13 protein-coding genes are annotated in these 25,926 nt (G+C 66.0%); 5 read left to right on the top strand and 8 right to left on the bottom strand.

Translation table 11 applies throughout. The features are described 5' to 3' along the window. The first annotated feature begins 50 nt into the window (after positions 1-50). Positions 51-890, top strand: coding sequence for an aldo/keto reductase (locus WDJ57_RS14280; RefSeq protein WP_338901485.1), 840 nt, complete (start codon positions 51-53; stop codon positions 888-890). A 12-nt stretch (positions 891-902) separates the two neighbouring features. Here WDJ57_RS14280 and WDJ57_RS14275 read toward each other — a convergent pair whose 3' ends face one another. From WDJ57_RS14275 to WDJ57_RS14265, 3 genes are all read right to left on the bottom strand, one after another. After that, positions 903-1,202, bottom strand: a complete 300-nt coding sequence (locus tag WDJ57_RS14275; RefSeq protein WP_338901484.1) for a hypothetical protein — start codon at positions 1,200-1,202, stop codon at positions 903-905. A gap of 84 nt (positions 1,203-1,286) precedes the next feature. Further along, the gene (locus WDJ57_RS14270; protein ID WP_338901483.1) at positions 1,287-2,249 is read right to left on the bottom strand and encodes an alpha/beta fold hydrolase; all 963 of its coding nucleotides are present in this window, start codon (positions 2,247-2,249) and stop codon (positions 1,287-1,289) included. Between the two features lies 1 nt (position 2,250). Next, on the bottom strand, positions 2,251-3,312 hold the full coding sequence (locus tag WDJ57_RS14265) for an anthranilate phosphoribosyltransferase (RefSeq protein ID WP_338901482.1): 1,062 nt from the start codon (positions 3,310-3,312) through the stop codon (positions 2,251-2,253). A 173-nt stretch (positions 3,313-3,485) separates the two neighbouring features. Here WDJ57_RS14265 and WDJ57_RS14260 point away from each other — a divergent pair, with 173 nt between their 5' ends. Both WDJ57_RS14260 and mptA read left to right on the top strand, forming a co-directional pair. Further along, positions 3,486-4,082 carry a HalX domain-containing protein gene (locus WDJ57_RS14260; RefSeq protein ID WP_338901481.1) on the top strand — a complete coding sequence of 199 codons (597 nt, stop codon included), beginning with the start codon at positions 3,486-3,488 and terminating at the stop codon, positions 4,080-4,082. Between the two features lie 85 nt (positions 4,083-4,167). Beyond that, complete coding sequence (mptA, locus tag WDJ57_RS14255) at positions 4,168-5,097, top strand: GTP cyclohydrolase MptA (protein WP_338901480.1); 930 nt, start codon at positions 4,168-4,170, stop codon at positions 5,095-5,097. A 93-nt stretch (positions 5,098-5,190) separates the two neighbouring features. Here mptA and WDJ57_RS14250 read toward each other — a convergent pair whose 3' ends face one another. From WDJ57_RS14250 to WDJ57_RS14230, 5 genes are all read right to left on the bottom strand, one after another. Continuing rightward, complete coding sequence (locus tag WDJ57_RS14250) at positions 5,191-7,944, bottom strand: TRAP transporter permease (protein WP_338901479.1); 2,754 nt, start codon at positions 7,942-7,944, stop codon at positions 5,191-5,193. Next, positions 7,941-8,432 (bottom strand): DUF1850 domain-containing protein, encoded by a 492-nt coding sequence (locus WDJ57_RS14245; protein WP_338901478.1) that lies wholly within the window; start codon positions 8,430-8,432, stop codon positions 7,941-7,943. Before WDJ57_RS14245 ends, WDJ57_RS14250 begins: the two co-directional genes overlap by 4 nt. A gap of 44 nt (positions 8,433-8,476) precedes the next feature. Continuing rightward, entirely contained in the window at positions 8,477-9,505 is a 1,029-nt protein-coding gene (locus WDJ57_RS14240; RefSeq protein WP_338901477.1) for a TAXI family TRAP transporter solute-binding subunit, read from the bottom strand. A 251-nt stretch (positions 9,506-9,756) separates the two neighbouring features. After that, on the bottom strand, positions 9,757-10,560 hold the full coding sequence (locus tag WDJ57_RS14235) for a TrmB family transcriptional regulator (RefSeq protein WP_338901476.1): 804 nt from the start codon (positions 10,558-10,560) through the stop codon (positions 9,757-9,759). Between the two features lie 44 nt (positions 10,561-10,604). Continuing rightward, a complete protein-coding gene (locus WDJ57_RS14230) occupies positions 10,605-12,224 on the bottom strand; it encodes a DUF255 domain-containing protein (RefSeq protein ID WP_338901475.1) in 1,620 nt (539 codons plus the stop codon). Between the two features lie 858 nt (positions 12,225-13,082). Here WDJ57_RS14230 and WDJ57_RS14225 point away from each other — a divergent pair. Further along, positions 13,083-20,078: a choice-of-anchor D domain-containing protein gene (locus tag WDJ57_RS14225; RefSeq protein ID WP_338901474.1), complete on the top strand. Its 6,996-nt coding sequence runs from the start codon at positions 13,083-13,085 to the stop codon at positions 20,076-20,078. Then, positions 20,075-25,489: a choice-of-anchor D domain-containing protein gene (locus WDJ57_RS14220; RefSeq protein WP_338901473.1), complete on the top strand. Its 5,415-nt coding sequence runs from the start codon at positions 20,075-20,077 to the stop codon at positions 25,487-25,489. Before WDJ57_RS14225 ends, WDJ57_RS14220 begins: the two co-directional genes overlap by 4 nt. The last annotated feature ends 437 nt before the right edge of the window (positions 25,490-25,926 follow it).

The following is a 25,926-nucleotide window of genomic DNA, read 5'->3' as shown; positions in this document are numbered from 1 at the left end:
CTGGCCCGCGAGGGCTGGACATTTCCGTCTGCCACCCGAGGGAGGAAACGATGGTCACAAACGAGAGTTCGACCTTCGACATCGGCGACGAGACGGTCCACCGCCTGGGCTACGGCGCGATGCGCATCACCGGCGAGAACATCATCGGCCGGCCGGACGACGAGGACGAGGCCCGCCAGGTGCTGCGCCGGGCGGTCGACATCGGCGTCGACTTCGTCGACACCGCCGACTCCTACGGCCCCGGCGTCAGCGAACGGCTCATCCGCGAGTCCGGTATCACCGAGGACGCACTCGTGGCGACCAAAGCCGGCCTGCTTCGCAACAGCGACGGCGACTGGCTCCGCCACGGCGACCCCGACTACGTCCGCAATCAGGCGCTGGTCAGCCGCGACCGCCTCGGCGTCGACAGCATCGACCTCCTCCAGTACCACGCCCCCGACGAGGACGTCCCCTACGAGGACACCATCACCGCCTTCGCGGAACTGAAAGACGAGGGCATCGTCGACAACGTCGGGGTCTCGAACGTCGACGTCGACCACCTGGAGACGGCCCGCGACCACGTCGACGTCGTCACCGTCCAGAACCAGTACAACGTCGGCAACCGCGAGCACGAGGACGTTCTGCAAGCCTGCGAGGAGTACGGCATCGGCTTCATGCCCTACTTCCCGGTCGGCGCGGGCGACCTGGGGTCGGTCGGCAACGCCCTCGACGACGCCGCTGCCGCCCACGACGCCACCCGCTATCAGATTGCGCTGGCGTGGTTGCTGGCCCACTCGGACGTGACGCTCCCGATTCCGGGCACGTCGAGCATCGACCACCTGGAGGAGAACGTCGCCGCCAGCGGCATCGAACTCACAGACGACGAGTACGCGCGCCTGACCGACCACTGAGGCGACCGGGCGTCAGTCCGCCAGGTAGCGGTACTTCGCCCGCTGGATGCGGTCGGAGAGACGGAACGTCGTCCAGATGGTGACCGTCAGCGAGACCATCGAGACGGTGACGAGCCAGCCGCTTCCGAACGTCGTCTGGTAGCCCGCGAGCGGGAGCACGGTGACGACGCCGAACTTCAGCAGGAAGAAGGAGCCGACGAACAGCAGACAGAAAAACAGCACGACAGCGACTGCACCGACCGACTCGACGAGCCGGTATCGCCGGCGCTCGCTGTCGTAGTCGTCGCCGCCCGGAATCGGGAGCCAGCTCATGTGGGTACTGGTAGCAAATGTGGGTGGCCGCCTTTACTGTTTTGCGTCCGGGCCGACGCGGCGAGCGGCACGGTCGTCCAGGCCCTAGACCAGGAAGTCGAGCAGAAGGTCGGTGACGTGGTCGGGGGCGTCGGCCTGGACCCAGTGGCTTGCGTCCGGGATGCGCTCGATGCGACAGTCCGGGACGTACGCCGCGATGTCGTCGAGCAGTTCGGTGCCGAGCGCCCGGTCCTGCTCGCCCCAGACGACCAGCGTCGGCACGTCGACGGTGCGCCGGGGCGTCTCCTGTCCGGGGACCAGCGAACGGAGCTGGCTGGCGGCGTTCTCCCGGACGGCCGCCCGGTAGTAGTTGATGGGGCCGGTCAGCGAGTCCGAGCGGGCCATGGCGTCCTTGTACCGCCGGACCTCCGCGTCGGTGAAGGCGTCGGGGTGGACGGTGTCGGTGAGCATCTCGCCGGCGACGCGGAAGTCGTCGCGCCCGAGAATCCCCTCGGGCACCCAGGGGAGCTGGAAGAGGAAGACGTACCACGAGCGAAGCAGTTGTCGCGGCGACCGCAGCAGCGCCTCCTTGTAGACCTCGGGGTGCGGGGAGTTCAGGACGACGAGCTGGCTGACGACGTCGGGGTCGCGGATGGCGAGTTCCCAGGCGACGCCGCCACCCCAGTCGTGGCCGACGACTGCCGCCTGTGCGTAGCCCAGGTGCTCGACCAGCCCGCGGACGTCGCCGACGAGGTGCTCCATGGCGTAGCTGTCGACGCCCGAGGGCTGCGAGGAGCGGTTGTACCCCCGCAGGTCCGGTGCGACGACGCGGTAGCCGGCCGCGGCGAGGGGGTCCAGCTGGTGGCGCCAGGCGTACCAGAACTCCGGGAAGCCGTGCAGGAGGACGACCAGCGGCGCGTCGCCGGTCGGGTGGTCGACCGCGTCCGGGTCGGGGTCGACGGTGACGTAGTGGAGGTCGACGCCGTTGACCCGCGCCGTCTCGTGTCGCCAGGTCTCCGGGTCCTCGGGGTGGCCGGGCGTGTCGACAGCGCCGGTGTCGGCCCCCATCTCAGAACTCCCGGAGTGCGGCGAGGCGGTCCTGTGCGCCGCCCTCGGCGATGGCGCTCTGTGCGAGGCCCAGCCCGTCGCCGATGGAGTCGGCGTCGCCGCCGGCGTAGATGCGGACGGCGGCGTTGAGCGCGACGGCGTCGGCGAAGTGGTCGCGGCGCTCGCCCGTGAGGACCTCCTCGGTGATGGCCGCGGAGTCGGCGGCGACGTCGTCGACGGCCAGGTCCTCGCGCTCGAAGTCCATGCCGTACTCGGCGGTCTCTATCTCGTAGTCGGCAAAGTCGCCGTCGTACTCCGCGACGACGGTCGTGCCGGGGCGGATGTCGTCGTACCCCTCCAGCCCCTGGAACATGATGACGCGGGAGACGTCCTGTGACTCCATCTCGCCAAAGGTGTCGACGATGCGCTTCGCGAAGGCGAGGTGGTAGAAACTGCCGAGGTGGACGTCGGCGTCGGCGGGATTCGCCAGCGTCTCGATGGTGTTGACGAAGGTGCGGACGCCCATCTCCGCACGGCGGTCGTACAGTGCGTCGACGCCGGGGTTGAAGTTGGGCTGGTAGTAGAAGCCGAAGCCGGTCTCGTCGACCATGGCTGCGCTCTCCTCGGGAGTGAGGTCCGTCCGCACGCCGAGTTCGTCCAGAACGTGCCTGTAGGCCGTGGCTTCCTGGGTCGGGACGCGGTCGCCGGAGTGGGTGACGACGGGGGTTCCAGCGGCGGCGGCGACGAGGCCCGCGGCGACGCCGAGCAGGGCGGAGGTGTGCTTGCCGTCGTAGTTGGCGCCGCAGTCGACCGGGTCGCAGTCGGGCGCTGCGGTCTCGACGCTGCGCTCGCGCATCACGTCGGTGAAGGCGGCGAGTTCGGTCGGCGTGTTGCGCTTCCAGCGGTTGGCGAGCCAGAACGCGCCGAGGGTGGTCTCGGCGGGGTCGCCGGCGAGGATGCGCTCGAAGGCCTCGCGGGCCTGCGGGCGCGTCATGTCGTCGGCGGACTTGTGTCCCGAGCCGACGACCTCTGTCATGAGCCGCCGGAGAGGCCAGTCGCCGGCGCGCTCGCTCGGGTCGTGCATACCCGCGATAGGGGCAGTTCGGCCTAAAGACTCCCGCTTCGAATCGGCCCGCAGACTCATGTACCAGGGATGCGAAAGGTGGACCGAATGCAACGCACGTTGAGGTGGCGCGCGCGCCGGAAACGGGGCAACCCGGAAACCTTTTGCTCCCCGTGGGGCCTAGGGTCTGAAGAATGAGTGGGACGGAGCCCGCGGCGGTACTCGTCGTTGACGACGAGCCGGACGTTGCCGACGCCTACGCTGCCCAGTTGAAAGGGGAATACGCCGTCACGACGGCCTACAGCGGGCAGGCGGCCCTGGACACGCTCGACGACGCCGTGGACGTCGTGTTGCTCGACCGTCGGATGCCGGGCATCTCGGGCGACGAGGTCCTCGACCACATCCGCGACCGCGGACTCGACTGCCGCGTGGCGATGGTGACCGCCGTCGACCCCGACTTCGACATCATCGAGATGCCCTTCGACGACTACGTCATCAAACCGGTCTCCCGGGACGACCTCTTCAAGACCATCGAGCGGCTGCTGACCACCGCCGACTACGAGTCCAAACTCCGGAAGTACTACGCGCTGACGGCCAAGCACGCCACCCTGCTCTCGAACAAGCCCGAGTCCGAACTGGCCGAGAGCGAGGAGTTCGCCGACCTCGAAGCGCGGATGAACGACCTGCAGGACGGGCTCGACGACACCATCTCCGAGTTCGACGACGACGACTTCGTGGCCGCGTTCCGCGACCTCGACGACCCGACCACGCCCGGGCCGGTCGACGAGTGAGGTTCGCGAGCCGCGAGATTTCCTTTCGGATTCGCTGTCTCTCCTACCGTAAACACTAACCGACAATCTCCCGTAAGGATTGGCGATGAGTCAGCAACTCCCGGACGTTCAGGCATCCAGTCCGGACGTGGCTGTCGGCCTCAATCACGTCGGCGTCACAGGTGTCGAAAAGCTCGTGAAGGTGGACCGCGCGGAGAAGCGGCCCCTCATCTTCATGGCGGAGTTCGAGGTCTTCGTCGACCTGCCCGCCTGGCGCAAAGGCGCTGACATGAGCCGGAACATGGAGGTCATCGACGAGACCCTGGAGGCCGCGGTGAGCAAGTCGACCTACCGCATCGAGGACGTCTGCGGCGACGCCGCCGAGCGCCTGCTGGAGAAACACGACTACACCACCAGCGCCGAGGTCCGCATGGAAGCGGAGTACGTCACCCGCGAGGAGACCCCCGCGTCGGGGATGCAGACCCAGAGCACGGCCGACATCATCGCCTCGGCGACGGCGAGCGAGGACGGAACCCGGGAGGAGATCGGCGCCCGCGTCACCGGCATGACGGTCTGTCCCTGCTCGCAGGGCATGTCCGCCTCCCGCGCCCGCGAGACGCTGCGCGGCCTCGACGTCGACGACGAGACCATCGAGCAGTTCCTCACGGAGGTCCCCCAGGCCGGCCACTCACAGCGCGGCCACGCCACGCTGACAGTCGAGAGCGAGGGCGCGCCGGAGGTCGACCTCAACGAACTCATCGAGGTGGCCCGCGACTCGATGAGCGCCCGCATCTACAACCTCGCCAAGCGGCCCGACGAGGACCACATGACCTACGAGGCCCACGCCGACGCGAAGTTCGTCGAGGACTGCGTCCGCGCCATGGCCGAGGGCGTCGTCGAGCACTTCCCCGACCTGCCCGACGACGCGGTCGTGACGATGAAGCAGTCCAACGACGAGTCCATCCACCAGCACAACGCCCACGCCGAGCGGGTCGCCCACTTCGGCGACCTTCGGGGAGAAGTCAACGGGCAGTAGCGGCCGCGTCGCAGCCGTTCTCCGAACAGTTTTCGAACGGCGGGCACACGCCGTGTTTCCACACGACATCCGGCCGATAGCGACGAGGCCGGCCTACGCCGGTTCCGTGCTCTCCTCGGCGGCCTCTGTCTCCTCGATTTGCGTGGCCTCCGCGGCGGCCTGCCGGCGGTTGCGCACGACGAGGACGACGAAGATGAGAAGCCCGATGCCACGCAGCGTCAGGTCGAGGATGAGTCCCTCGACACTGACCGAGACGCCGACTAATCCGAGGAGGTCGAAGACGCTGGTCGAGAGCAGGCGCGGGGCCATGAGCAGGAGCGCGCTGAGAGCGAAGCCGGTGCGCTCCAGCCGGGTGACGCTCGTATAGAGCGTCCCGATGACAGTCGCGCCGAGCGCGATGACGCCGAGGAAGACGCCCACGACCGGGACCAGAATCTCGGGGATAGAGTAGGAGAGTTCGGCGAGGTCGCCGAAGTTGACGACGCGGTACCGCTCGCGCAGAGGGAGATCCGCGGCGTTTGCCTTCTGCCGCAGCAGGACGATCCCCGGCGCGAGCACGAAGGCGAAGGGGACGATAGCCTTGTTCAGTGACAGCGAGAAGGCCTTCACGCCCGTCTCGAAGGGGTCGGACTTCGCGACGCCGCTGGCGGCGTAGGCCGCGACCGCGACCGGCGGCGTGATGTCCGCGATGACGCCGAAGTAGAGGATAAAGAGGTGTGCGGCGAGTTCCGGGATGCCGAACCGCACGAGTGGCGTGGCGAGCATCGAGATGAGGATGATGTAGGTGACCGTCGTCGGCATCCCCATCCCGAGGATGATGCTGGCGATGGCAGTCACCACGAGCATGACGACGATGGACCCGCCGGAGAGGTCCAGCAGTAGGGACGTAAGGTTCGGCCCCAGCCCGGAGACGCTGATGACGCCGGGGATGATGCCGGCGGCGGCGACGGCGACGACGACCGGCACCGCGGTCCGCGCGCCCTCGTCCATCGACTTCACGACGAACGTGCCCAGGCGGAACAGCTGGTTCTCGCCGAGGTTGCGCCCGGTCTTCTCCCCGGCGGCCTCGGCCGCGTCCTGGACCGTGGGGTTCAGTTCGAGGAACTCCGCCTGCACGCCCGGTCTGGCCACGAGTGTGATGGCGCTGGCCGCCATCGCGTACCAGCCGATGCGGGAGAGTACGATGTCGACGGCCTGGCCGAACGGAACTCCCGCTCCGCCAGCGCCGGTCAGTGCCCCGGTGACGGCGACGCCGAAGAGGACGTGACTGAGGAGTTCGGCACCCACGATTACTGCGGACACGCCGAAGAGAACCCCCCGGGTCTCCTTGCTGTACGCCGAGACGAACGCGATGAGCGCGGTGAGCGCGACCAGCGTGAACCACGCCGACCGCGAGACCGACAGGCGCTCGATGATGAGGTAATAGAGTAGCAGGAAGATGGGGACCAGATAGAACCACCCGCGTTTCATGTGCTCGCGAAGCGGGACCATCTCGACGTCCGTGAGGCCGCCGATATTCTCCTGGGTCGCCTTGAGGTGGACCATCACCCAGACGCCGAAGAAGAAGACGACGGCTGGGATGGTCGCGAGGATGATGATGTCGCGAAACGGCGTGGCCGTGTACTGCACCATCAGGAAGGCTGCGGCACCCATCACGGGCGGGAGAATCTGGCCGCCCGAGGACGCCGACGACTCGACGGCCCCGGAGAACTCTGGCGAGTAGCCCGACCGCTTCATCAGCGGAATCGTGAACGCGCCGGTCGTCACGGTGTTTGCGATCGAGGATCCGGAGATGGTTCCCATGAAGCCGCTGGCGAGGATGCTGGCCTTCGCGGGGCCGCCCTTGCGCTTGCCCGTGGCCGCGTACGCGAGGTCGATGAACCACTGGCCGGCGCCGCTCATCTCCAGGAACGCCCCAAAGAGGATGAAGATGTAGATGAACTGCACCGAGACGGTGACCGGAATACCGAACACCCCGTTCTCGGTGTTGTACCAGAGGTTCTGAACGATATCGGGCCAGGTGAGTTCCGGAATCGCGAGCACGCCGAGAAACGGCGTGTTCCCGCTGATGAGGTAGCCCCAGCGAGCGTAGACGATGAAGGACGCGACGATTATCATCAGGGGTAGACCGAGCGTCCGCCGGGTCGCTTCGAGGACGAGCAGGACGCCCAGCACGCCCATGATGAAGGCGTAGGAGTACTCGTTGAGGATGGGGATGCTGCCGAAGATGGCGTCGGCGAAGGGGACGCCGAGTTCGGCCAGAATTTCCGGGAACGTGCGGCCCGCTTCCAGCCCGAACACGCGCATTCTCTGGATTTCCGGGAAGTCGGTCAGGAAGTACAGTGCCGACAGTCCTGCGACGACCATGCAGACGATGTCGAACGGCGTGACGCGGCTGCGGTCGGGGTCGAGAATCAGCCAGCGGAAGAACCCGCGAACGGCGTCGGCAACCCGCGTGACCGGGTTAGCGTCGCCGAAGCGGGCCGAGATGGCCGGGACGATACGTCCCAGATTCCGGACGACGAAGCCGTTACCCATGCTCGCCGGGAACATCAGGAACGTGAGCACGAGCGCGAACGCGACGTGGATGGCGTTAGCCTGGAGCAACTGGAGCGATATCGTCCACTGGCCGACGAAGGGAACCCAGACCGAAGATGTGAAACTCTTCGCGGCGAGCCACATCTGGAACAGCGAAAACGAGATGCCGATGATCGCGACGGCGAGGGCCGCCAGTCCCTTCAGCGAGCGTCTGCGCTCGATTTCCTCGATGAGTTCCTCGGCCTCCTCTCTCGATATCTCTTCGTCCGAACCGTCGTCCGGGGTCTCGGGTTGGTCGTTGGTGCTCATGTGAATAGATCTATCAGAGATCGACGTTCGATGTGAATACGGACACCACTGGCATTCGTTGCTGCAACCAAGTCATAGCTATGGTTACCGACAGTAAGTGTATGTCCGGCAATACGTCCGGGCGAGACGGACAGAGACTGGAGTTCAACGATGGGTTCCGGCGGGTCGTAGACGAGCGTGCCGTTGACGTTCGTGACGTTCACCCGGGCCGGGAGCCCCCAGCCGTACGATTCGAACTCCATCCGGGTGTTCACGAGCGTCTGTCCCTCGATGCGGTACTCGTCGTACACCGGGGTCTTCTCGACGCTGTGCATGTACCGGAGTCCGACGATGGTACCGTTCTCGACGGATTCCGTGATGTATTGTTCACCGGTCTCGGTGTCCTCGACGACCAGGACCGATTCGGCCGGAGCCACGGCGACGAACGCGATGAGTACGACTCCAAGCGCTACGAGGAACGGAACAGCGCGTGCGAGTGTTCGTTTCATCCGGTGTGTGCGCGATAGTCAGAAACGGGGTGAGCCGCCGGTGCTTACGCGTCGAAGTAACTCGCCGCACCGGGGTGGAGCTCGATTGACATGCCGTCCTGGGCGCTGTCCACACTGATGAAGTCGGTCTTGATGCTGAGGTCACCGAGGTTGTCGAAGATAGCCGCCGTGACAGTCTCGACGGTGTCTTCGGGCACTTCGGAGCTGGTCGCGATCATCGCCTGGACCGACACCGTCTCGACGTCCTCTTCGACGCCCGAGTAGGTCCCACCGGGGATGGTGTCGTCGGCGAACCAGGAGGCCGCGTCCTTGACCGCCTCGCGGTTATCACCTTCGATGGGGACGATGACGAGGTCCTGCGTGTTCGCGAGGTCCTCGATAGCACCGACCGGCCAGCCACCGACGACGAACGCGGCGTCGATGTCGCCGTTGGCTAGCTGTTCCGACGCCTGCGAGAAGCCGGCGTTTTGCTCGTTGTAGTCGGTGATGCCGATCGCTTCGAGAATCTGGTTGGCGTTGACCTGCGTCCCCGACCCGAGGTCGCCGGTGTTGATCGTCGCGCCGCTCAGGTCGTCGACGGACGTGATACCGGTACCTGCGAGCGTGACGAGCGTAATCGTCTCGGGGTACAGCGTCGCGACACCCCGGAGACTCTCGATGGGGTTGTCCTGGAACGCGTCGATACCCGTCCCGTTCTTCGCGAAGAACGCGATGTCGTTCTGGATGAGCGCGAAGTCGGCCGACCCGCTTGCGAGACTGCCGACGTTCTCGACGCTCGCACCCGTGGACCGAACGTTCAGCGTAAAGTCCGTGTTCGCCTCGACGATCGTCTTGACCTCGTTCGAGAGCGGGAAGTAGGTCCCGCCGGTGCCGCCGGCGTCCCAGGTGAGACGGCTTTCAGTTCCACCGTCTCCGCCGTCTCCGCCGTCTCCACCGTCGCCACCATCCCCGCCGTCGCCGCCGTCTCCGCCGTCTTCACCGTCGCCACCGTCGCCCCCACAGCCTGCGAGCGCTGTGACCCCGGTCAATCCAGCCAGTTCAATAAATCGTCGTCTGGTGTGTTTGGGTGACATACATTATGGTAAATAGGGGACTTGGCTTATACGTCTGCCTGTTTATTTCGTGTTCGGTATCCAGAATGTAGGAGAATAACTGCAGGAAGTGGGAGCTTCACAGGGTGTAAAAATATACTGCGAAGTGGGAACGGACTGGGGACAACGGATATTATTTGATAGATGATGGGAGGGGTAAGTTGCTACCAGTGGAGACACTTCCGGCAACAATTGACGGCCGCCGGACTCCCGTCGTGGGCCGTCCGGCGCGCTCAGAGCTTCAGCGGTGCGGCGTCCTCCCAGCGGGGCTGGAACATCCCCGCGACGTCGCCGGCGAAGTCGGAGTCCTTCAGGTCGATGACGGCGAAGGTCCCGCCGGCGTCCAGCGGATGCGGCACCTCGATGCAGACCTCGACGTGGTCGATGAGTTCGAAGGTGCCGGTGACGTTCTGGCTGGTCCGGACGTTGAACGACTCGTCATCCTGGAGGTAGGAGCGGTAGCGCTCGCCGACGCTGCGGGGCAGCGAGTCGACGAGTTCCGGGCGCATCAGAATCGAGACGTCGACGCCGCGGTCCAGCGCCCGCTCCAGTTCGTCGAGGATGTGTTCGCCCATCTCCTCTAGGTTGAGTTGCTGGCTCGGCGCGCCCGCCACCATCGCGATGTGGTCGTCGGCGGTGGTCAGTCGCTCGATGAGCAGGTCGCCGGCCTCCGTCGGCCCGATTGCCGCCGTCCAGAACGGTTCGTCGACGGGATCGGTCGGTTCGAGTTGCTCGCCGAGTTCGTCGACGATCTCCTCGTACTGCTCGGCCTGTTCGTCCAGTTCGCGCTTCTTGTCGGCGAGCAACCTGTCGAGCGCGGTGTCTGGCTCGACGGCGACGTACTTCTTCGGTCGGCTCGCGGTCTGGCTGCGCACCAGGCTGTGCGTCTCCAGACTGTTGAGCACGTCGTAGATGCGACCCATCGGGACGTCGCTCGCGCGGGACAACTCTTTTGCAGTTGTCGGCCCCGTCTCCAGCAACGACCGATACGCCCGAGACTCGTACTCGGACAGCCCCAAATCCCTCAGACTTGCCATCGTGCTGGCACCTCGTGGTGCGAAGGTAAAAACTCTCCGTGTGTTTACCCGCGGTCCTCGGTGAGCACGGCCTCCAGGCCCGCCGGGCTGTCCGCGGTGCCCTCGACCGTGCCGTCGGTGACGACGCGGGCCTCGCCCCGGCAATCGGCGTCGGGGACGACGACCGACTCGTGGTCGGCCAGTCGCAGCGCCGCGCGGTGGAGGTCGCTGCCCGCCGGCGCGCCCACCTCGATGACCGACGGCGAGAGCAGGCGCGCGGCCGTGCTGGCGAAGTGAGCCACCTCGACGCCCATCCGCTCGGCGGCCGCCCCGAAGGCCGCGACAGCGTCGTGGGCGACCTCGCGATAGCGGTCATCGCCGGTCAGAAGCGACAGCGAGAGAAGTGCGTCGGCCAGTTCGACGCTCGTGTCCAGCGGATACAGCGGCCGGTCGAGCAGTCCCGGTCCCTCTGTCGGGCCGTCGCGGAACGCGCCGCTGTCGTCGCGGAGATGCTCGATGGTCCAGTCGGCTATCTCGCGGGCGGGGCCGGGTTCGCCCTGGACCTGCCAGGACGTGGTGAGCGCGCCGAGCACGCGCGCCTGGTCGGTGAGCAGCCCCGACGGCCCCGTCTCCGTCCCGGTGTCGTAGTGGGTGACCTCGCCGCCGTCGACCAGCGTGTCGACCACGTGCTCGCGTGCGCGCTCGGCGTAGCGCAGCGCGCGCTCGTCGTCCGTGTACGCGGCGAAGGTCAGCAGGCCGTCGATGGCCAGGCCGTTCCGGTCGGCGAAGACCGTCCCGTCGACGGGCGGCGCGTCGGCCTGCTCGCGGTCGGTCGGTTCGAGCGTGTAGTACTCGGGGTCGCCCCCCTGACTGGCCGCGAAGGCGTCGCCGGTCCAGCAGTCGGTGGTGAGATACTCGACGGTCTGGGCGGCGCTGTCGCGGTAGGTCTCGTCACCCGTGTAACGGTAGCCGTGGGCGAACGCCCGGACGAGCGCGCCGTTCTCGTCGGTGAGTTTCTCCCGGACCGCGCTACCCCAGTTGCGGTTCGTGGCGTAGCGGTAGAAGCCGCCGTCGTAGGTGTCCAGCAGGTGCGTCTGGACGGCGTCGAGCGTGCGCGTCGCCTGGTCGCGCGCCCGGACGAGCGCGAACTCGATGGTCCGCGGGAGCGGGAACTTCACGTCGCTGCCCCACCCGCCGAACTCGTCGTCGTACGCGGCCAGCAGTTGCTCGACCATGTGCTCCTCGATTCGCGGGGTGACCTCGCCGCCGGTCGGCGCGGCGTTTCGCAGCGCCCGCGGGACGGAGCCAGCGTCCTCGCCCTTGCCGTCCCAGGTCTTGCGCACGCTGTCGAGAATGCCCCGGAAGCCGTCGACGGCGAGGAAGGTCGCACCGGTGAGTACCGTCCCCTCCGGCGTCAGGAAGACCGTCGAGGGGAACCCGCCCATGTTGTACCGCTCCCGCACGCGCGGGCGGCGGTCGGCGTCGGCGCGAACGGGGACGAAGCCGTCGTTGACGTTCGCCGCGACGCGCGGCTCGCTGTAGGTCGCCGCGTCCATGGCCTTGCTGTCGCCCGACCACGGCGTGACCAGCGACAGCAACACGGGCTTGCCGGTCCGACGGGCCTCCTCGAAGGCCTCGGGCCCCCACTCTCGCCACTCGACTTTCGTGGCGTCGTCGTCTGTCATACCCCCGCTTCGGGTGCGCCGCGGTAAGAACGCTTGCACTTTCGGTGTTCGGACGAGTCGAATGGTGAACGACGAGAGGCACGAGAACCTGTTGAGTGGTCACGAAGCCGCCGCCTCCGACATCTGCTTTTTCGGACCAACAACTGACGGGTGCGCTCTGGAAAACGAGTCTCTCCACGAGAGGGGGACGTCGTCTGCATCTCGGATTGCTGGACCCCGTGGGAGTTCACAGCCTGACGTGTGAGAAACCCCCGGGAGTGGTTTTGGACTGTCATATGTGAGGGATACGTCGCGTTTCGAATTGAGATGTCCGCGGGGCAGATACGACGAACGAGTGTAGATTCTGTGCTGTATGTACACTGGCTGGTTGCGTCGGTCTATGCATCGCACGATCGCGGACTCGCGCCGTTCTCTTCGAGGTCAAGAAGACGGTCGAGGGGAATCCACCCACGTTGGCCACCAACGAGCGAATCGACAGCCAGAGCGAGGCATTTCTGAAACCTCCGACCCGTGGAAGTGTCTCCGCCCCCCGGAAGACCCCGGTGAATGTATGTTGATTTATAACCCTTTAAATTCCAGGCTTTGTATCTATGAAGTAAATAATTTCATCTCTTGATGCTATACACAAATATACTCCAATAATTAAAAGAATATCTACGAAGAGTATATATCCTCTTGTTCACTCTTACTCACATGATTTATCCGGATACACCAAGTGCGGGGCGGAGACGGGATATTGTCCCTCTCGTTGTGGCTATCGTCGTCGTCTCCTCCATTGCCCCGTTCGTCGTGTTTCCTGCCGCAGGTGTCGAACCAGTCGTTTCGGTCGACGCCTGCGGCCCCATCGACGATCCCGGAGTGTACCAACTCACCGGCGACATCACGGTCTCCGGCGAGACGGACTGTCTCGTCGTCACGGCCGATGGAGTCACGATCGACGGGGGCGGGTACGCCATCACCGCCACGGACTCCTCGCGTACCGCCGGAATGGATATCGGAGCCGTCGCCAACATCACCGTCCAGAATCTCGTTCTTCGGGGATGGAACCGGGGGATTGACGCAGTTGGGACGACCCGTCTCACCGTCGACAATGTGACCATCCTGGACGGGGCACGTGGCGTCTCCGGCTTCTCGCTGACCGACGCAGTCGTTCGTGACAGCGTCTTCGCAGGGACGACCGACGATGGCCTGTTCCTGCAAGGTGACGGAACCACCGTCGAGGACTCTATCGCACGCAACAACCTCGGCCCGGGCATCACCGTCGACGGCGACAGCATCGTTGTCAGGCGAAACCAGGCGGTCGACAACGGTGGCAGAGGGTTCATCCTCCGGACCGACAGCGGCGGCACGCTCACCGCCGTCTCCAACACTGCCAGCCGAAACGGAGGAGACGGATTCGCAATCAGCCGGGCCGGCACGGACAGCGTCGTCACCGACAACGTCGCCACCGAGAACGGCAACCGCGACGACCGCGGTCTCTCCCGCGGCATGGACGTCCGGGGTACCCGGACGATCGTCGAGCGGAACGTCGTCCGCGACAACGTCGAGTGGGGTCTCTACATCGGCGGGTCGGAGACCTACGTCGCCAACAACACGGTCTCCGGAAACCTGGTTGGCATCGTTGCGGCGGGCCGCGACGGCACCGTCTCGACGAACGACATCACGGACAACACCAACCACGGAATCGCCCTCCGCGGCGATGGCTCGACGTTCGTCGGGAACGTCGTTTCAAGGAGCGGTCAGTACGGCGTCCTCCTCGACACGCAACGGAGCAGTCCGTCCGGAAACGTCTTCACAGAGAACACCTTCCGCAACCGCGTCAACGCGGGCTTCAACGACGACCCGGTCGACGGCAACACCTGGAACGGCTCGGTGGGCGACACGGCGTCCGACGGCAACTACTGGGGTCGCCCCGTCGAATCGAACTCCGATGGGTTCTCGGACCGGTTCGCCGACGACGACGCCGATGGCATCGTCGACTTCCCGCACCGACTGGCCCCGAACAACGTGGACTACCGACCGCTCACGACACCCCCGGTCAGGACGCCTCCCGCGACTGCCCCCGACATCACCGTCACGCCGCTTCGACTCGACTTCGGCGACGTGAGCGTCGGCGACACCGCCACCCGAACGGTGCTCGTCAACAACACAGGGTCTGCCCCGCTCGACGTGATCGACCTCTCGCTCTCCGGCGCGAACGCCTCCGAATTTGCCGTCGATGCGTCTGACTTCCTCGTCGCGCCGAGCGACTCTCGACCGGTCGGCGTCACGTTCTCACCAACCACCGTCGGCTTGCAGTCGGCGACGCTCGCGGTCACCTCGAACGACACCGACGAGCCGGCCGTCGACGTTGCACTCGCCGGAACCGGAACGACCGTGGCGACACCGGAAATCGAGGTCTCACCGACGGCTGTCGACTTCGGTGACGTACTCGTCGACACCGTGACCACGCGAACGGTGTTCGTCAACAACACGGGAGCGGCCCCGCTCGACGTGACGAGCATCGCGCTGTCCGGTGCGAACGCGTCCGATTTCGGTGTCGAGACGACCGGATTCGTCGTCGCTCCGGGTGGCTCCCAGTCGATAGCGGTTGCGTTATCGACAGACACGCTTGGACCGAAGACTGCGACGCTCACGGTGGCGTCGAACGACACCGACGAGTCGACCGTCGAGGTCACGCTCTCGGCGACTGTCGCCGCCGCACCTGCCCCTGACATCGAAGTCTCCGCCACGAGCATCGCGTTCGGCGACGTGTTCGTGAACGAGTCTGTCACCCGAACGGTGCTCGTCAACAACACGGGGACTGCCCCCCTCGACGTGACGAGCATCGCGCTCGCGGGCGCGAACGCGACCGAGTTCTCGACGACGGCCACCGCGGGCGTCGTTCCGGTGAATGGCACACTGGCTGTCGCGGTCACCGTCACTCCCGAGACGCCCGGCCCCAAAACGGCAACGCTCACCGTGGTGTCGAACGACACCGACGAGTCCTCCGTCGACGTTGCTCTCTCGGCCACTGGTGTCCCCGCCCCGGAACCCGACCTGGACGTCTCACCGACGGAACTCGACTTCGGTGACGTGCCCGTCTCCGACGAGGCGACGCAGACGGTCACTCTCACCAACGTCGGTACCGCCCCGCTCGGCGTGACCGAGATTTCGGTATCGGGCCCGAACGCGTCCGCATTCGCCGTCGATTCGTCTGGTGGAGTCGTGCTACAACCGGGTTCGACCCAGACTCTCCTCGTCACTTTCAACGCATCGACACCGGGAACGAAGACAGCGACACTCGCGGTGACGTCGAACGACACCGACGAGCCGTCCGTCGACGTCTCACTCACTGGACGGGCACTCGCGCTCAAGGCAGACTTCACCATCGACATCCTCCCGGGCAGCGAGCGAAATCCGATTCAACCGGAGCAGCGGGGAGTCACACCGGTTGCGATTCTCGGCGGGTTCGACGTCGATCCGGCGGCAGTGAACGTGCAGAGCCTTCGGTTCAGGGCCGCCGACGTCGTCGACGCCGGCCTCGGCGCGTCTGCCGCGCACGACGGCCACCTCGAGGACGTGAACGGCGACGGCATCACGGACCTGTTGATCCACTTCGAGACCGCTCAAGCGGGGTTCGAGGCGGGCGACACCGAGGGTGTCGTCGTCGGCGAACTCGACGATGGAACACAGACCGAAGGGCGCGACTCCGTCACCGTCGTCCCGCCGCCGAACCGTGGAAACGGTGGCGACCGCGATGGCCGTGACGACCGACGAGGACCCCCAGCCAATGCAGCCGTCCGAATCGGTGCTCCGACGGCACTTTCGGGACTGGGACTGCCGTCCGTGGCAACCCCTGTCCTTTCGGGACTGGGAATGTACTCCGCGGCAACTCCTGCCGTCGGATTCGCAGGCGAGACCCTGGCAGTCGTCACGTCGCTGACCGGCTGTGCGGTTATCGACCAGCCCGGCCACTACGAGCTGGGCTCGAACGTGTTCGAGTCGACGGCGACCGTGTGTCTCGACATCCGCACGAGCGACGTGTTCGTCGACGGCGGCGGTCACCGCCTCGATGGAACGGACACATCGGGGAGCGCGGGCGTCCGCATCGACGGTTCGGCCGTGACGGGTGGCATCTCGAACGTCACCGTCGTCAACGTCTCGCTGACGGACTGGGACGTCGGCGTCGACGTGGTCGATGCCACTGCAGTCACCCTCGACGGCTTCGAGAGCGTCGATAATGCAGATGGCCTCCTGGCTCAGAGCGCCACCGGACTCGTGGTTTCGGACGGCGACCTCCGACTGAACAGTCGCCGTGGTGCGTACCTCCAGGACGGCTCCGACGTCCGTCTCACGCGAACCCTCGTTCAGGCCAACAGAGACAGCGGACTGAGGGTCAGTTCGGTCGAGCGGGCCGCGATCACTGACAGCGTCTTCGCGTTCAACGAACGCGGCGGTGTGCAACTGTTCGGCGCGCCGAACGCGACGGTCGCTCGCAATCGCTTCTTCGAGACCCCCACGACAGACGTTATCGTCAGCGCCGACGGGGCCACCCTCGTGGACAACGTCATCGGCGGCGAGGACTTCTTCGCGACGGCCGTCTTCGTCCGAAACGGCATCTCGGTCACGGGGTCGGCCGCGACGCTCGACGGGAACCGAATCACCGGGCGCGACGTGGCACTCGACCTCGACCAGCGAACCGCTCCGTTCGCCGTTCGCGACAGTGTCCTCGCGGACAACGTGCAAGGGATTCGTGGGGTGAACTTTGTCGACGCGCTCGTGCAGAACAACACGCTCGAGCGAAACATCGTCGGCGTCGAACTCAGAGAGGCCGTCTCGACGCTCGTCGAGTCGAACACCTTCAGCGAGAACGGCGGGTCGAGCACGACGCTGGCCGACGGGGCGCTGTTCCTCTACGGTGGCCGAGGCTCGGTCGTCCGTGACAACGTCGTCACGGACAGCCGCCAGTACGGTATCGTGCTGGCCGACGGCGTCGACGACACCGTCATCCAGGATAACCTCGTCACCCGCGGGGAGTTCTTCGGTATCCACCTCAAGACGGACGGCGATGGCCGGCCGGAGGGGTGGGACTACGTCCAGAACACCACACTCCGCAACAACACCGTCACGGAGAACGTCTGGGGTGTCAGCCTCGTCTCCCCGCTCGAGGTGACGATGCGCGACAACACCATGGCTGGCAACGGTGCCAACTTCGCCATCCGTGAACACGCGCTTCCGGGCGGCATCGACCGCACGCTCAACGGCGGCAGTTTCTTCTGGCGCGACAACCCTCAGTCACAGGCTGACCGCCGAACGCCCGAAGTGCTGGAGCGCCGCGAACACTACGACCACGACATCGGCACCTCGAACACGGTCGACGGCCGACCGATGCTCTATCAGGTCGGTGGCTCGAACGTGACCGTGACGCCCGCCGACGGATACGGCTTCGTCGGCCTGGTCGGTGTCGACCGCGCGACCGTTCGCGACGTGACGCTCTCGCACAACAGCATGGGCGTCCTCCTCGTGAACACCTCCGACGTCGTCGTCGAGAACGTCACGACGCGGGAGCAGATTCACGGCGTCTACGTTACCAATCAGTCGACGGGAACCGTCGTCCGCGACAGCCTCATCGACGGGCGCAACAGCGACGCCCCGGGTGACTCGGGCGTCTTCGTCTTGGAGTCGCCCGAGACGCTGGTGACGAACACGACGTTCGAGATGGTCACCGAGGGACTGAGCAGCCGCGACATCGAGACGTCGGTCGCCGTCTGGTACCGGTCGCCCGGGACCACCATAGAGAAAAATCGGTTCCACAACTCGTCGGGCGCTGCGGTTCAGGCCATCTACGGTGAGGACGTGACTGTCGTTGCGAACGACGTCGTGCTCGCGAGTCCCGGTGCGGAGGCTGACGTCTTCGTAGCACAGGCGACGCAGGGCCTCGTCGTCGCCGACAACCGCATCGAGAGCACTGGACCGACCTCCAGCGTGACCGGGATTCGGCTGCAGTCTGTGGCTCCCAACGGGGCGTTCACCCCCCGGTTGCTCACCGACGCACTCGTCGAGAACAACACCGCCGTCGGCCCCATCGACAGCGGCATCAGCGTCTTCCTCAACGACGCCACCGTTCAGGACGCGAACGTCTCCGTCGTCGGGAACACCATCGTCGACGCCGACCTCGGTATCAGCCTCCGTGAGGGCGCGGGGATGTACGTCGCGAACAACCGCGTTGCGAGGACGAACGCCGGTATCGTCATCGACGAAGTCGACGCGAGCGTGGTCGAGCGAAACGTCATCGACAGGTCGCGGTCGGTCGGTATTTCAGTCGACATCCGTTCGATGTCCTTCGGGAGCGCACCCCCGCTTCCCCCGCCGGTCGTCGTCCGTGGCAACGACGTCGGCGAGAGTGGACGCTACGGCATCACCGTCACCGCGTCCAGCAGCATTCTCCTCGGACAGGCCGAGGTCCTCGGCAACCGCGTCACCGACACCGGCGTCGGTTCGTTCGATCCGGAGCGCTCTGTCGGTATCCGACTGTTCAATCACGACCCCGGACAGCGCGTCGCGGACAACGTCGTCGTCAACTCGACTGGCAGCGGCCTAGTCTTCGAGTCGCGGACGAGAAACGCCGTCGCAGTCAACAACACGGTCCTGAACGCCTCGGTCGCCGCCCTGCAGTCGAGCAGGGACAGCACGGACAACCTCGCCATCGACCTCCACACCGACGGGCCGACGATCACGGCCAGCGGAACCAACTACGAGGTGCAGCCGACGACTGCACCCGCGCCTGCACCGACCGGACTGGAATCAGTCGAGGCGTACGTCGCGGTTCGCGAACCGATCGCCTTCTCCCAGCTCACGCCGGAACTCGAACTCTCTCTCCACTACGACCAGACCGATGCCACGGGTATCGACGAGACGACGCTCAGTGTGTACCGGTACGACGGAACCCAGTGGGTAGCCCTCGCCTCGACCCCCGACCCCAGCACGAATCAGGTGACTGTCTCGCTCTCGGCAACGGAGTTCGGCCACCTCGGCGTGTTCGGCGAGGCCGGAACGACCCCGACGGGAGACATCACGGTGACGCCGACGAGTCTCTCGTTCGGGACGAGCGAGGTTGGGACGGTGGCGACGCTGCCTGTCACCGTCGAGAACAACGGTACTGCCGACCTCGTCGTCAACGACCAGACCATCGCCGGCACCGCGGCCGACGACTTCTCCATCGTGGGTGGCGCGACGTCGTTCACGCTCGCCCCCGGGGAGACGCGCGACCTGACCGTCCAGTTCGTGCCCTCGAGTGCGACCCTGCGCGAGGCGACGCTCACCCTCACCAGCGACGACCCGACCACCCCGACGCTCGATGTCCCGCTCTCGGGCACGGGCACGCTCCCGGCGGACACGGTTCAGGTGTCGCTCGTCCCCACGACGGAGACGGTCGCACCCGGTGAGACGGTCACAGTCGACGCCGTCCTCGATGCCGGAACGGCCGCCGTGTACGCCGCACAGGCGAGCGTCGAGTACGACGCCGTCGCCGTCGATATCTCTCGAGGGAGCTATCTGACCGCCGATGGGGCCGGTTCGTTCGTCACCGCCGAGAACGCCACCGACTCGCTTGGCCGTGCCGACTACGGCGAGTCCCGCACCGGCCCACTCCCGACGACTGGGTCGGGAACGCTGGCGACCCTCACTGTGGCGGTCCCGACTGACGTCACGACGTCGTCGCTCACGCTCACGCTGACCGACGTGGTCGTCGTCGATGAGACTGCGACCCCCGTTGCGGTGATTCTCGTCGACACGACGCTCACGGTGGCGTCGTCGACGGGGACGGCCACCATGCAACCATCGGACTCGGAGACTACTGAGGTGACCCCATGACCCACATCCATCGACTCGCATTGCTCATGACTGTCGTCCTCGTGTTGGCACCCGCCACACCGGTCGTCGGGTATTCCGGCTCCGGGGCGACGCACGAACTCTCACCCGCGACCGCCAGCGCCGATGCAGCGTTCTCCAGCGCCCTGACGGCTGGCGACTCCGCCGGCGGTGACGCGGCGTCTTCGGCGACGGAATCCGCGTGGCCGACGAACTCGTCCCACGACTCGGCTCTCGCGAACGGCCTTCCCGCCGTCGGGAGTGACGTCTTCGACGCCGACGCACTTCGGTCGCCGTCACCACTCCGTGTTTCGGACCGCCCGCTGTCGTTCGTCGAGAACCGCGGCCAGTTCGCCGACGACATCGGCTACGTAGTCGACGGCTCCGGCCGCAGGGTGTCGTTCACCACGGACGGCGTCGTCTTCGCCGCACGGGACGGCAATCCCGTCACGATGCGCTTTGTCGACGGCGACGGCGCGCGAATCGACGGCCTCTCGCGTGCATCGGGCGTGGTGAACTACTACCGCGGGTCCGACCCCGAGGGGTGGCACACGGCAGTCCCGACGTACGAGGGCGTCGCCTACCGCGACCTCGCACCCGGGGTCGACCTCGTCTTCGGCGGTACCGACGGCGTCCTCAAAAGCGAGTTCGTCCTCGATCCCGGCGTCAGCCACGAGGTCGTTCGCGTTCGGTACGACGGTTCAGCGTCGGTGTCCGTCGATGCCAGCGGGGCGCTCGTCGTCGAAACCGGTGGCGCACCGCTCGTCGAAGCCCCACCAGTCGCCTACCAGACCGTCGACGGCGAGCAGGTTTCCGTGCCGGTCTCGTACGTCGTGACCGACGGCGTCGTGAGCTTCGACGTCGGCGCGTACGACGAGACGCGCCCGCTGGTCATCGACCCGGTGTTCGACTACAGCGTGCCCGCCTTCTCGACGCTTCTCGGCAGCACCAACAACGAGGAGTCCTTCGACGTCCACCTCGGTGACGACGGGACGGTGACCATCGTCGGCTTCACCTTCGAAGACGACATTCCGGTTCGCACCCCAACGGTGCAGGACAGTGTCGCGGGCGACATCGGGGCAGACACCTTTGTCGTCCAGTACGACCGCTTCGGGAAACTCATCTATGGGACGTACCTCGGCGGGACGCGCGGCGACATCGGCTTCGCCGTCGGCGTCGACGACGCCGGTGCAGTCTACGTCGGCGGTGCGACGGACTCGACGGACTTCCCAACCGCCGGCGCAGCGGCTGCGAACCTGAAGACGACCCGGACCGACACTGCAGACGGCAACCCAACCGTCGACTCCTTCGTGACGAAGATCGCGCCCAACGGGACCGCACTCGTCTACTCGGGGTACATCGGTGGGAGTTCGACCGACGAGTTGCTCGATATCGACGTCGAGGGCGACGGGACGCTCCACTTCGTCGGCCAGACGTTCTCACCGGACCTCTCGACGACCGCAAACGCGTACGCGGGAGCGATCGCCGGCGCGGATTCGGAGTTCGGATTCAGTGGGGACGGATTCTATGGCCGAATCAACAGTTCGAACGTCCGCGACTATCTGACGTACTACGGCGGCTCCGAGACGGACTCACTCAAGGGGGTGGCTGCCGGTCCAGACGGCGTTGCACTCGCTGGCTACAGCCAGTCGCTTGACTTTCCGGTGACGGCGAACGCACTCCAGCCGACGCCCGCTCCTGCGCAGTTCATCTTCGACGCCGTCGTCGTCCAGTTCGACGACGCTGGCCAGCCGACGTACAGTAGCTACGTCGGGGGCGACGGGCAGGACCAGGGTGAAGCAGTCGCCGTCGACGACACCGGGCGAGTGTACCTGACGGGCATCACTGGCTCGTCGAACCTCCCGACGAAGAACGCCTCGGAGCCGCTGGAATCGGGCAGTTTCGACGCCTTCCTGTCGGCGTTCGACCTCGGCGGCACCCAACCGACGCTTCGCCACTCGACGTATCTCGGCGGTGCGGAGTTCGACTGGGGAACCGGTGTCGCCGTCGTCGAGAACGGCACTGTCGTGGTCGTCGGCGAGGCCACCCGGAACTTCACCACGACCAATGCGTTCCAGCCCGCGTTCGGCGGCGACGGCTTCGGCGGAACCTTCTCCGGGCGCAGGGTGTTCTACGACGGGTTCTACACGACTATCGACACCACGCGGAGCGGTCCCGATTCGAGACTCGCCTCGTCGTATCTCGGCGGCACGGGTGGCGACCGGGCGAACGGCGTGGCCGCCAACGCGGCCGGCCGTATCGCCGTCACCGGGTTCACGTTCTCCGCTGACTACCCGGTCGTCGTGAACGACATCGCCACTCCCGAATCGGTCTACGCGGGGAACGCCGACGCCTTCGTGACCGTGCTGGAGCCGACCATCTGTCGGACCGACCCGAACGACAACAACAACCCGGACGACGACGGCGACGGCCTCTGCGACGAGTGGGAGCTGAACGGCGTCGACATCGACGGCGACGGTACCGTCGATTTGCCCATCCACGAGGCACCGTACAACGCGAACATGTCGCGGAAAGACCTGTTCGTCGAAATCGACTACATGGACTGTGCCGTGGGCGCGTCCGCCGGGGCCTGCCAGGGGACTGACGCTCCCCGCGGCATCTCGAATACGGCCTACGCGACGCACAACCACGACCCACGAGCGGGGCTCGCCAGCGATTCGCTCCCTGCCGTCGTGGCTGCGTTCGCCGCAGCACCCGTCGACAACCCAGACGGTTCGACGGGCATCACCATCCACCCGATGGTCGACGAGGCGATGCCCGAGGTAACGCCGATTCGATTCGACGAGGACAACACGTCGACCACGACACAGTTCTCCGAACTGAAGTGGGGTCCACAGGGGACGACGTGTGAGGGCTACTTCGGAACCGCAGCCGAACGAGCCAGCGCGAACTGTGAGGCCATCCGGGACGCCCGTCACCAGGTGTTCCGCTACGCCATCATGGGTCACCAGCGAGCGAACAGTGACGGAACAATCTCGTCGTCGAGTGGGATTGCAGATCTCCCGGGTGACGACTTCCTGGTTACGCTCCCACCGTCCTGGCAGGTCTCCTCACGCCAGACCGCAGAGCTGTGGAATCAGAACCCAACGGCGGCCGACTACCGCGAGGAGTATTCGACTATCGTCGCAGGGACGTTCGTGCACGAACTGGGACACACGCTGTCGCTGCGCCACGGTGGCGGCGACCACAAGAACCACAAGCCGAACTACCTGAGCGTCATGAGCTACTCGTTCCAGTTCGACAGCACCGGTCGGGCGAGCGTCGTCGCTCTCCCAGCGTTCTTCAACGAGACGTTCCTCGTCGAGAACACGGCGACTGGACGGACGTACAACGCCTCCTCGTACTCGATCAACCGAACCGCACAGAGCATCGAAGTCACGGAACAGACCTCCAGCGGCACGGCAAGCTCGGTCATCACGTTCGACCCACTGACTGACGCCAGCGGGAACGCGATAGCGGGACTGTACGTCCCGACGAGCGACGCGCCGCTGGTCATCTACCACCGCACAGGCCGCCCGCTCGACTACTCCTCGGTCGCGCTTGCGCCACTCGACGAGCGCGCGCTCGACGAGTTACAGGGCGTCGGAAGCGCACCGAACCGCACCTACACGCTCTTCGACCCCGACGACACCACGGATTACTTCTACCGGAGTGACGAGGCGTTCTCGCTCGCCCCTGGCACAGAGAAAGTCGTCAACGTCACGTTCAATCCGTTCTCGGCCGGGATGAAAAGAGCGTACCTCGAAATCGAGAGCAACGACCCGATCGAACAGACGCGTCTCGTCCGGCTGGTCGGCGAGGACGCTGCGGGACGCGACCCGAACGGCGACCTCGTCGTCTCGCCCGGGAGTCTCCTCTTCGATAACGTGACTCCCGGCCAGACCGCTACCGGAACCGTCGTCATCGAGAACACCGGCGACGACGCGCTAGAGGTGACGAACGTGTTTCTCACCGGCGGGGGCGCTCCACTGTTCGACGTGAGCGGTGTGACCACTCCGTTCACGCTCCCTGCGGGCGATTCACGGACGGCCACCGTCGACTTCAACGCGACCAGAGGGGGCGACTTCCAGGCCGACCTCGTCGTCCGGGCGGCCGACTCGGATCAGCCGAGCTACGTCGTCGACCTCGCGGGAACCAACCGGTCGATTTCGTTTGCAGACCTGGTGACTGAGCCGACGCGACTCGACTTCGGCCCGGTGCCGGTCAGGAACGGCTCGACGCTGCCGCTCACGATTCGGAACGCCGGCGACGCGCAGTTGAACGTCACCGACGTCACCCTGGTCGACAAACAGGGGGCGTCGCTCGGAACTGTCGGGACGCCGATCGACTGGGACGAGAACGGCGTGGTCACCACCCCTGTCACGCGCTCTATCGACGACGGCCGAGGGGTCAACACCCTCGTGAGCTGGGACGACTGGTCGCAGATCGTCTACACCGCTCGGAACACCCGCGACTTCGCGCCGGGGTCGAGCGTGACCGGACCGCAACTCTTCGAAGAGTACGGCGGCGAACCCGACATCGAAGAGTACCGTGAACGGTCGCTCCCGTCCCTCGACATCGACGGTGACGGCGTCGACAACGCAGTCGACGTCTGTTTCACCGAGTTCGACCCACGCCAGAGCGACGCGGACGGCGATGGCATCGGTGATACGTGCGAACTTTCGACGCCGTTCTCATCGCCCGGGACGCTCGATGTCGGTCAGACGGGCACGTTCTCGGTGCCGAGTCCCGAACCCCGATTCGACTACGTCTGGTCGCTCGGCGACGGGACGACGGCGACCGGTGTGTCCGCCAGCCACACGTACGACACCCCAGGGGTGTACACGGTCTCACTGGAGGTGCTCGTCGGAGGACTCGTCGTTGCCGACCGCGAACAGCAGGTCCTCTCGGTGACGGGCGTCGGTGCGCCGACACTCGACGCCAGCATCGAGACGACGGCGAACTCGGTAGGCGCACCGGTGCGAGTGGCGGCGAACCCGACCGGCCTCGGTGAGAACGTGACGCGCCTCACGCTCGAACGGACGGACGGAACGGTTCTCGACATCGCGACGTGTGACACCGCCGCGTGCAACGCGACACTGTCGTACGTGCCGACGACGAGCACGTGGACCGGTGCGGCGTACGGACCGGAATCTCTCGTGGTCAACACGACGACCGAGAGCGGACAGTCCACGACGGTCGTTGTCGAGACGGCAATCGCCATCGCGGGCGACGCCAACGCCGACGGTATCGTGAACGTCCAGGACGCGGCGCTCGTTGGCGTGGCGTTCGGTTCTTCGGCCGGTGACGGGACGTACACCGACGCCGCCGACCTGAACAACGACGGACGCGTCGACCCCGACGACGTGGCTATCTTGCGGGACACCTGGCGGGATGAGGCGGCGGTCGCCTGACCGACGAGACTTCCCTCGAAACGTCGCGGTATTCATCGACGTTCGCGTGGTTCGAATCCACTCCGTTCCGTCCGGCACCGTGTGAACGGCCACGAACAGTATCTCTCAGTCGAAAGTGTTGGAACAGAAGCCGGACACGACATCTTGACCGGGAGTGTGTGCGAACATCACTCCGGGAACTGTCGCTGCGACCGCCGTACCATGCTCGACGCGAACGAAGGGAGTGCGGTTCACCGAATCGAGGCCGCAGGCCGAGATTCGGCCTTTTTCACCACCGAAAGACTCGCTTCGCTCACGGCTTCGCCGTTCGCTTTTCCGAGACGCTCCCTGCGGTCGCGTCTCGCTTCGCTCGTCTTTCGAGCCGTCGTTCACTCTGTTCACGACGACCCCGTTTTTGCCGCGAGTGGTTCGCGCGAAGCGCGAATCCCGAGCGGGAA

This window comes from Salinibaculum sp. SYNS191 (assembly GCF_037338445.1).
In the GTDB taxonomy this organism is placed as follows: Archaea; Halobacteriota; Halobacteria; order Halobacteriales; family Haloarculaceae; genus Salinibaculum; species Salinibaculum marinum.
This window is presented reverse-complemented; position numbering and strand designations above follow the sequence as displayed.

What these genes read in the sequence shown, in the direction of transcription:
- WDJ57_RS14280 (WP_338901485.1), top strand. Translation starts at nt 51, where the DNA reads ATGGTCACAAACGAGAGTTCGACCTTCGACATCGGCGACGAGACGGTC.
- WDJ57_RS14275 (WP_338901484.1), bottom strand. Translation starts at nt 1,202, where the DNA reads ATGAGCTGGCTCCCGATTCCGGGCGGCGACGACTACGACAGCGAGCGC.
- WDJ57_RS14270 (WP_338901483.1), bottom strand. Translation starts at nt 2,249, where the DNA reads ATGGGGGCCGACACCGGCGCTGTCGACACGCCCGGCCACCCCGAGGAC.
- WDJ57_RS14265 (WP_338901482.1), bottom strand. Translation starts at nt 3,312, where the DNA reads ATGCACGACCCGAGCGAGCGCGCCGGCGACTGGCCTCTCCGGCGGCTC.
- WDJ57_RS14260 (WP_338901481.1), top strand. Translation starts at nt 3,486, where the DNA reads ATGAGTGGGACGGAGCCCGCGGCGGTACTCGTCGTTGACGACGAGCCG.
- mptA (WP_338901480.1), top strand. Translation starts at nt 4,168, where the DNA reads ATGAGTCAGCAACTCCCGGACGTTCAGGCATCCAGTCCGGACGTGGCT.
- WDJ57_RS14250 (WP_338901479.1), bottom strand. Translation starts at nt 7,944, where the DNA reads ATGAGCACCAACGACCAACCCGAGACCCCGGACGACGGTTCGGACGAA.
- WDJ57_RS14245 (WP_338901478.1), bottom strand. Translation starts at nt 8,432, where the DNA reads ATGAAACGAACACTCGCACGCGCTGTTCCGTTCCTCGTAGCGCTTGGA.
- WDJ57_RS14240 (WP_338901477.1), bottom strand. Translation starts at nt 9,505, where the DNA reads ATGTCACCCAAACACACCAGACGACGATTTATTGAACTGGCTGGATTG.
- WDJ57_RS14235 (WP_338901476.1), bottom strand. Translation starts at nt 10,560, where the DNA reads ATGGCAAGTCTGAGGGATTTGGGGCTGTCCGAGTACGAGTCTCGGGCG.
- WDJ57_RS14230 (WP_338901475.1), bottom strand. Translation starts at nt 12,224, where the DNA reads ATGACAGACGACGACGCCACGAAAGTCGAGTGGCGAGAGTGGGGGCCC.
- WDJ57_RS14220 (WP_338901473.1), top strand. Translation starts at nt 20,075, where the DNA reads ATGACCCACATCCATCGACTCGCATTGCTCATGACTGTCGTCCTCGTG.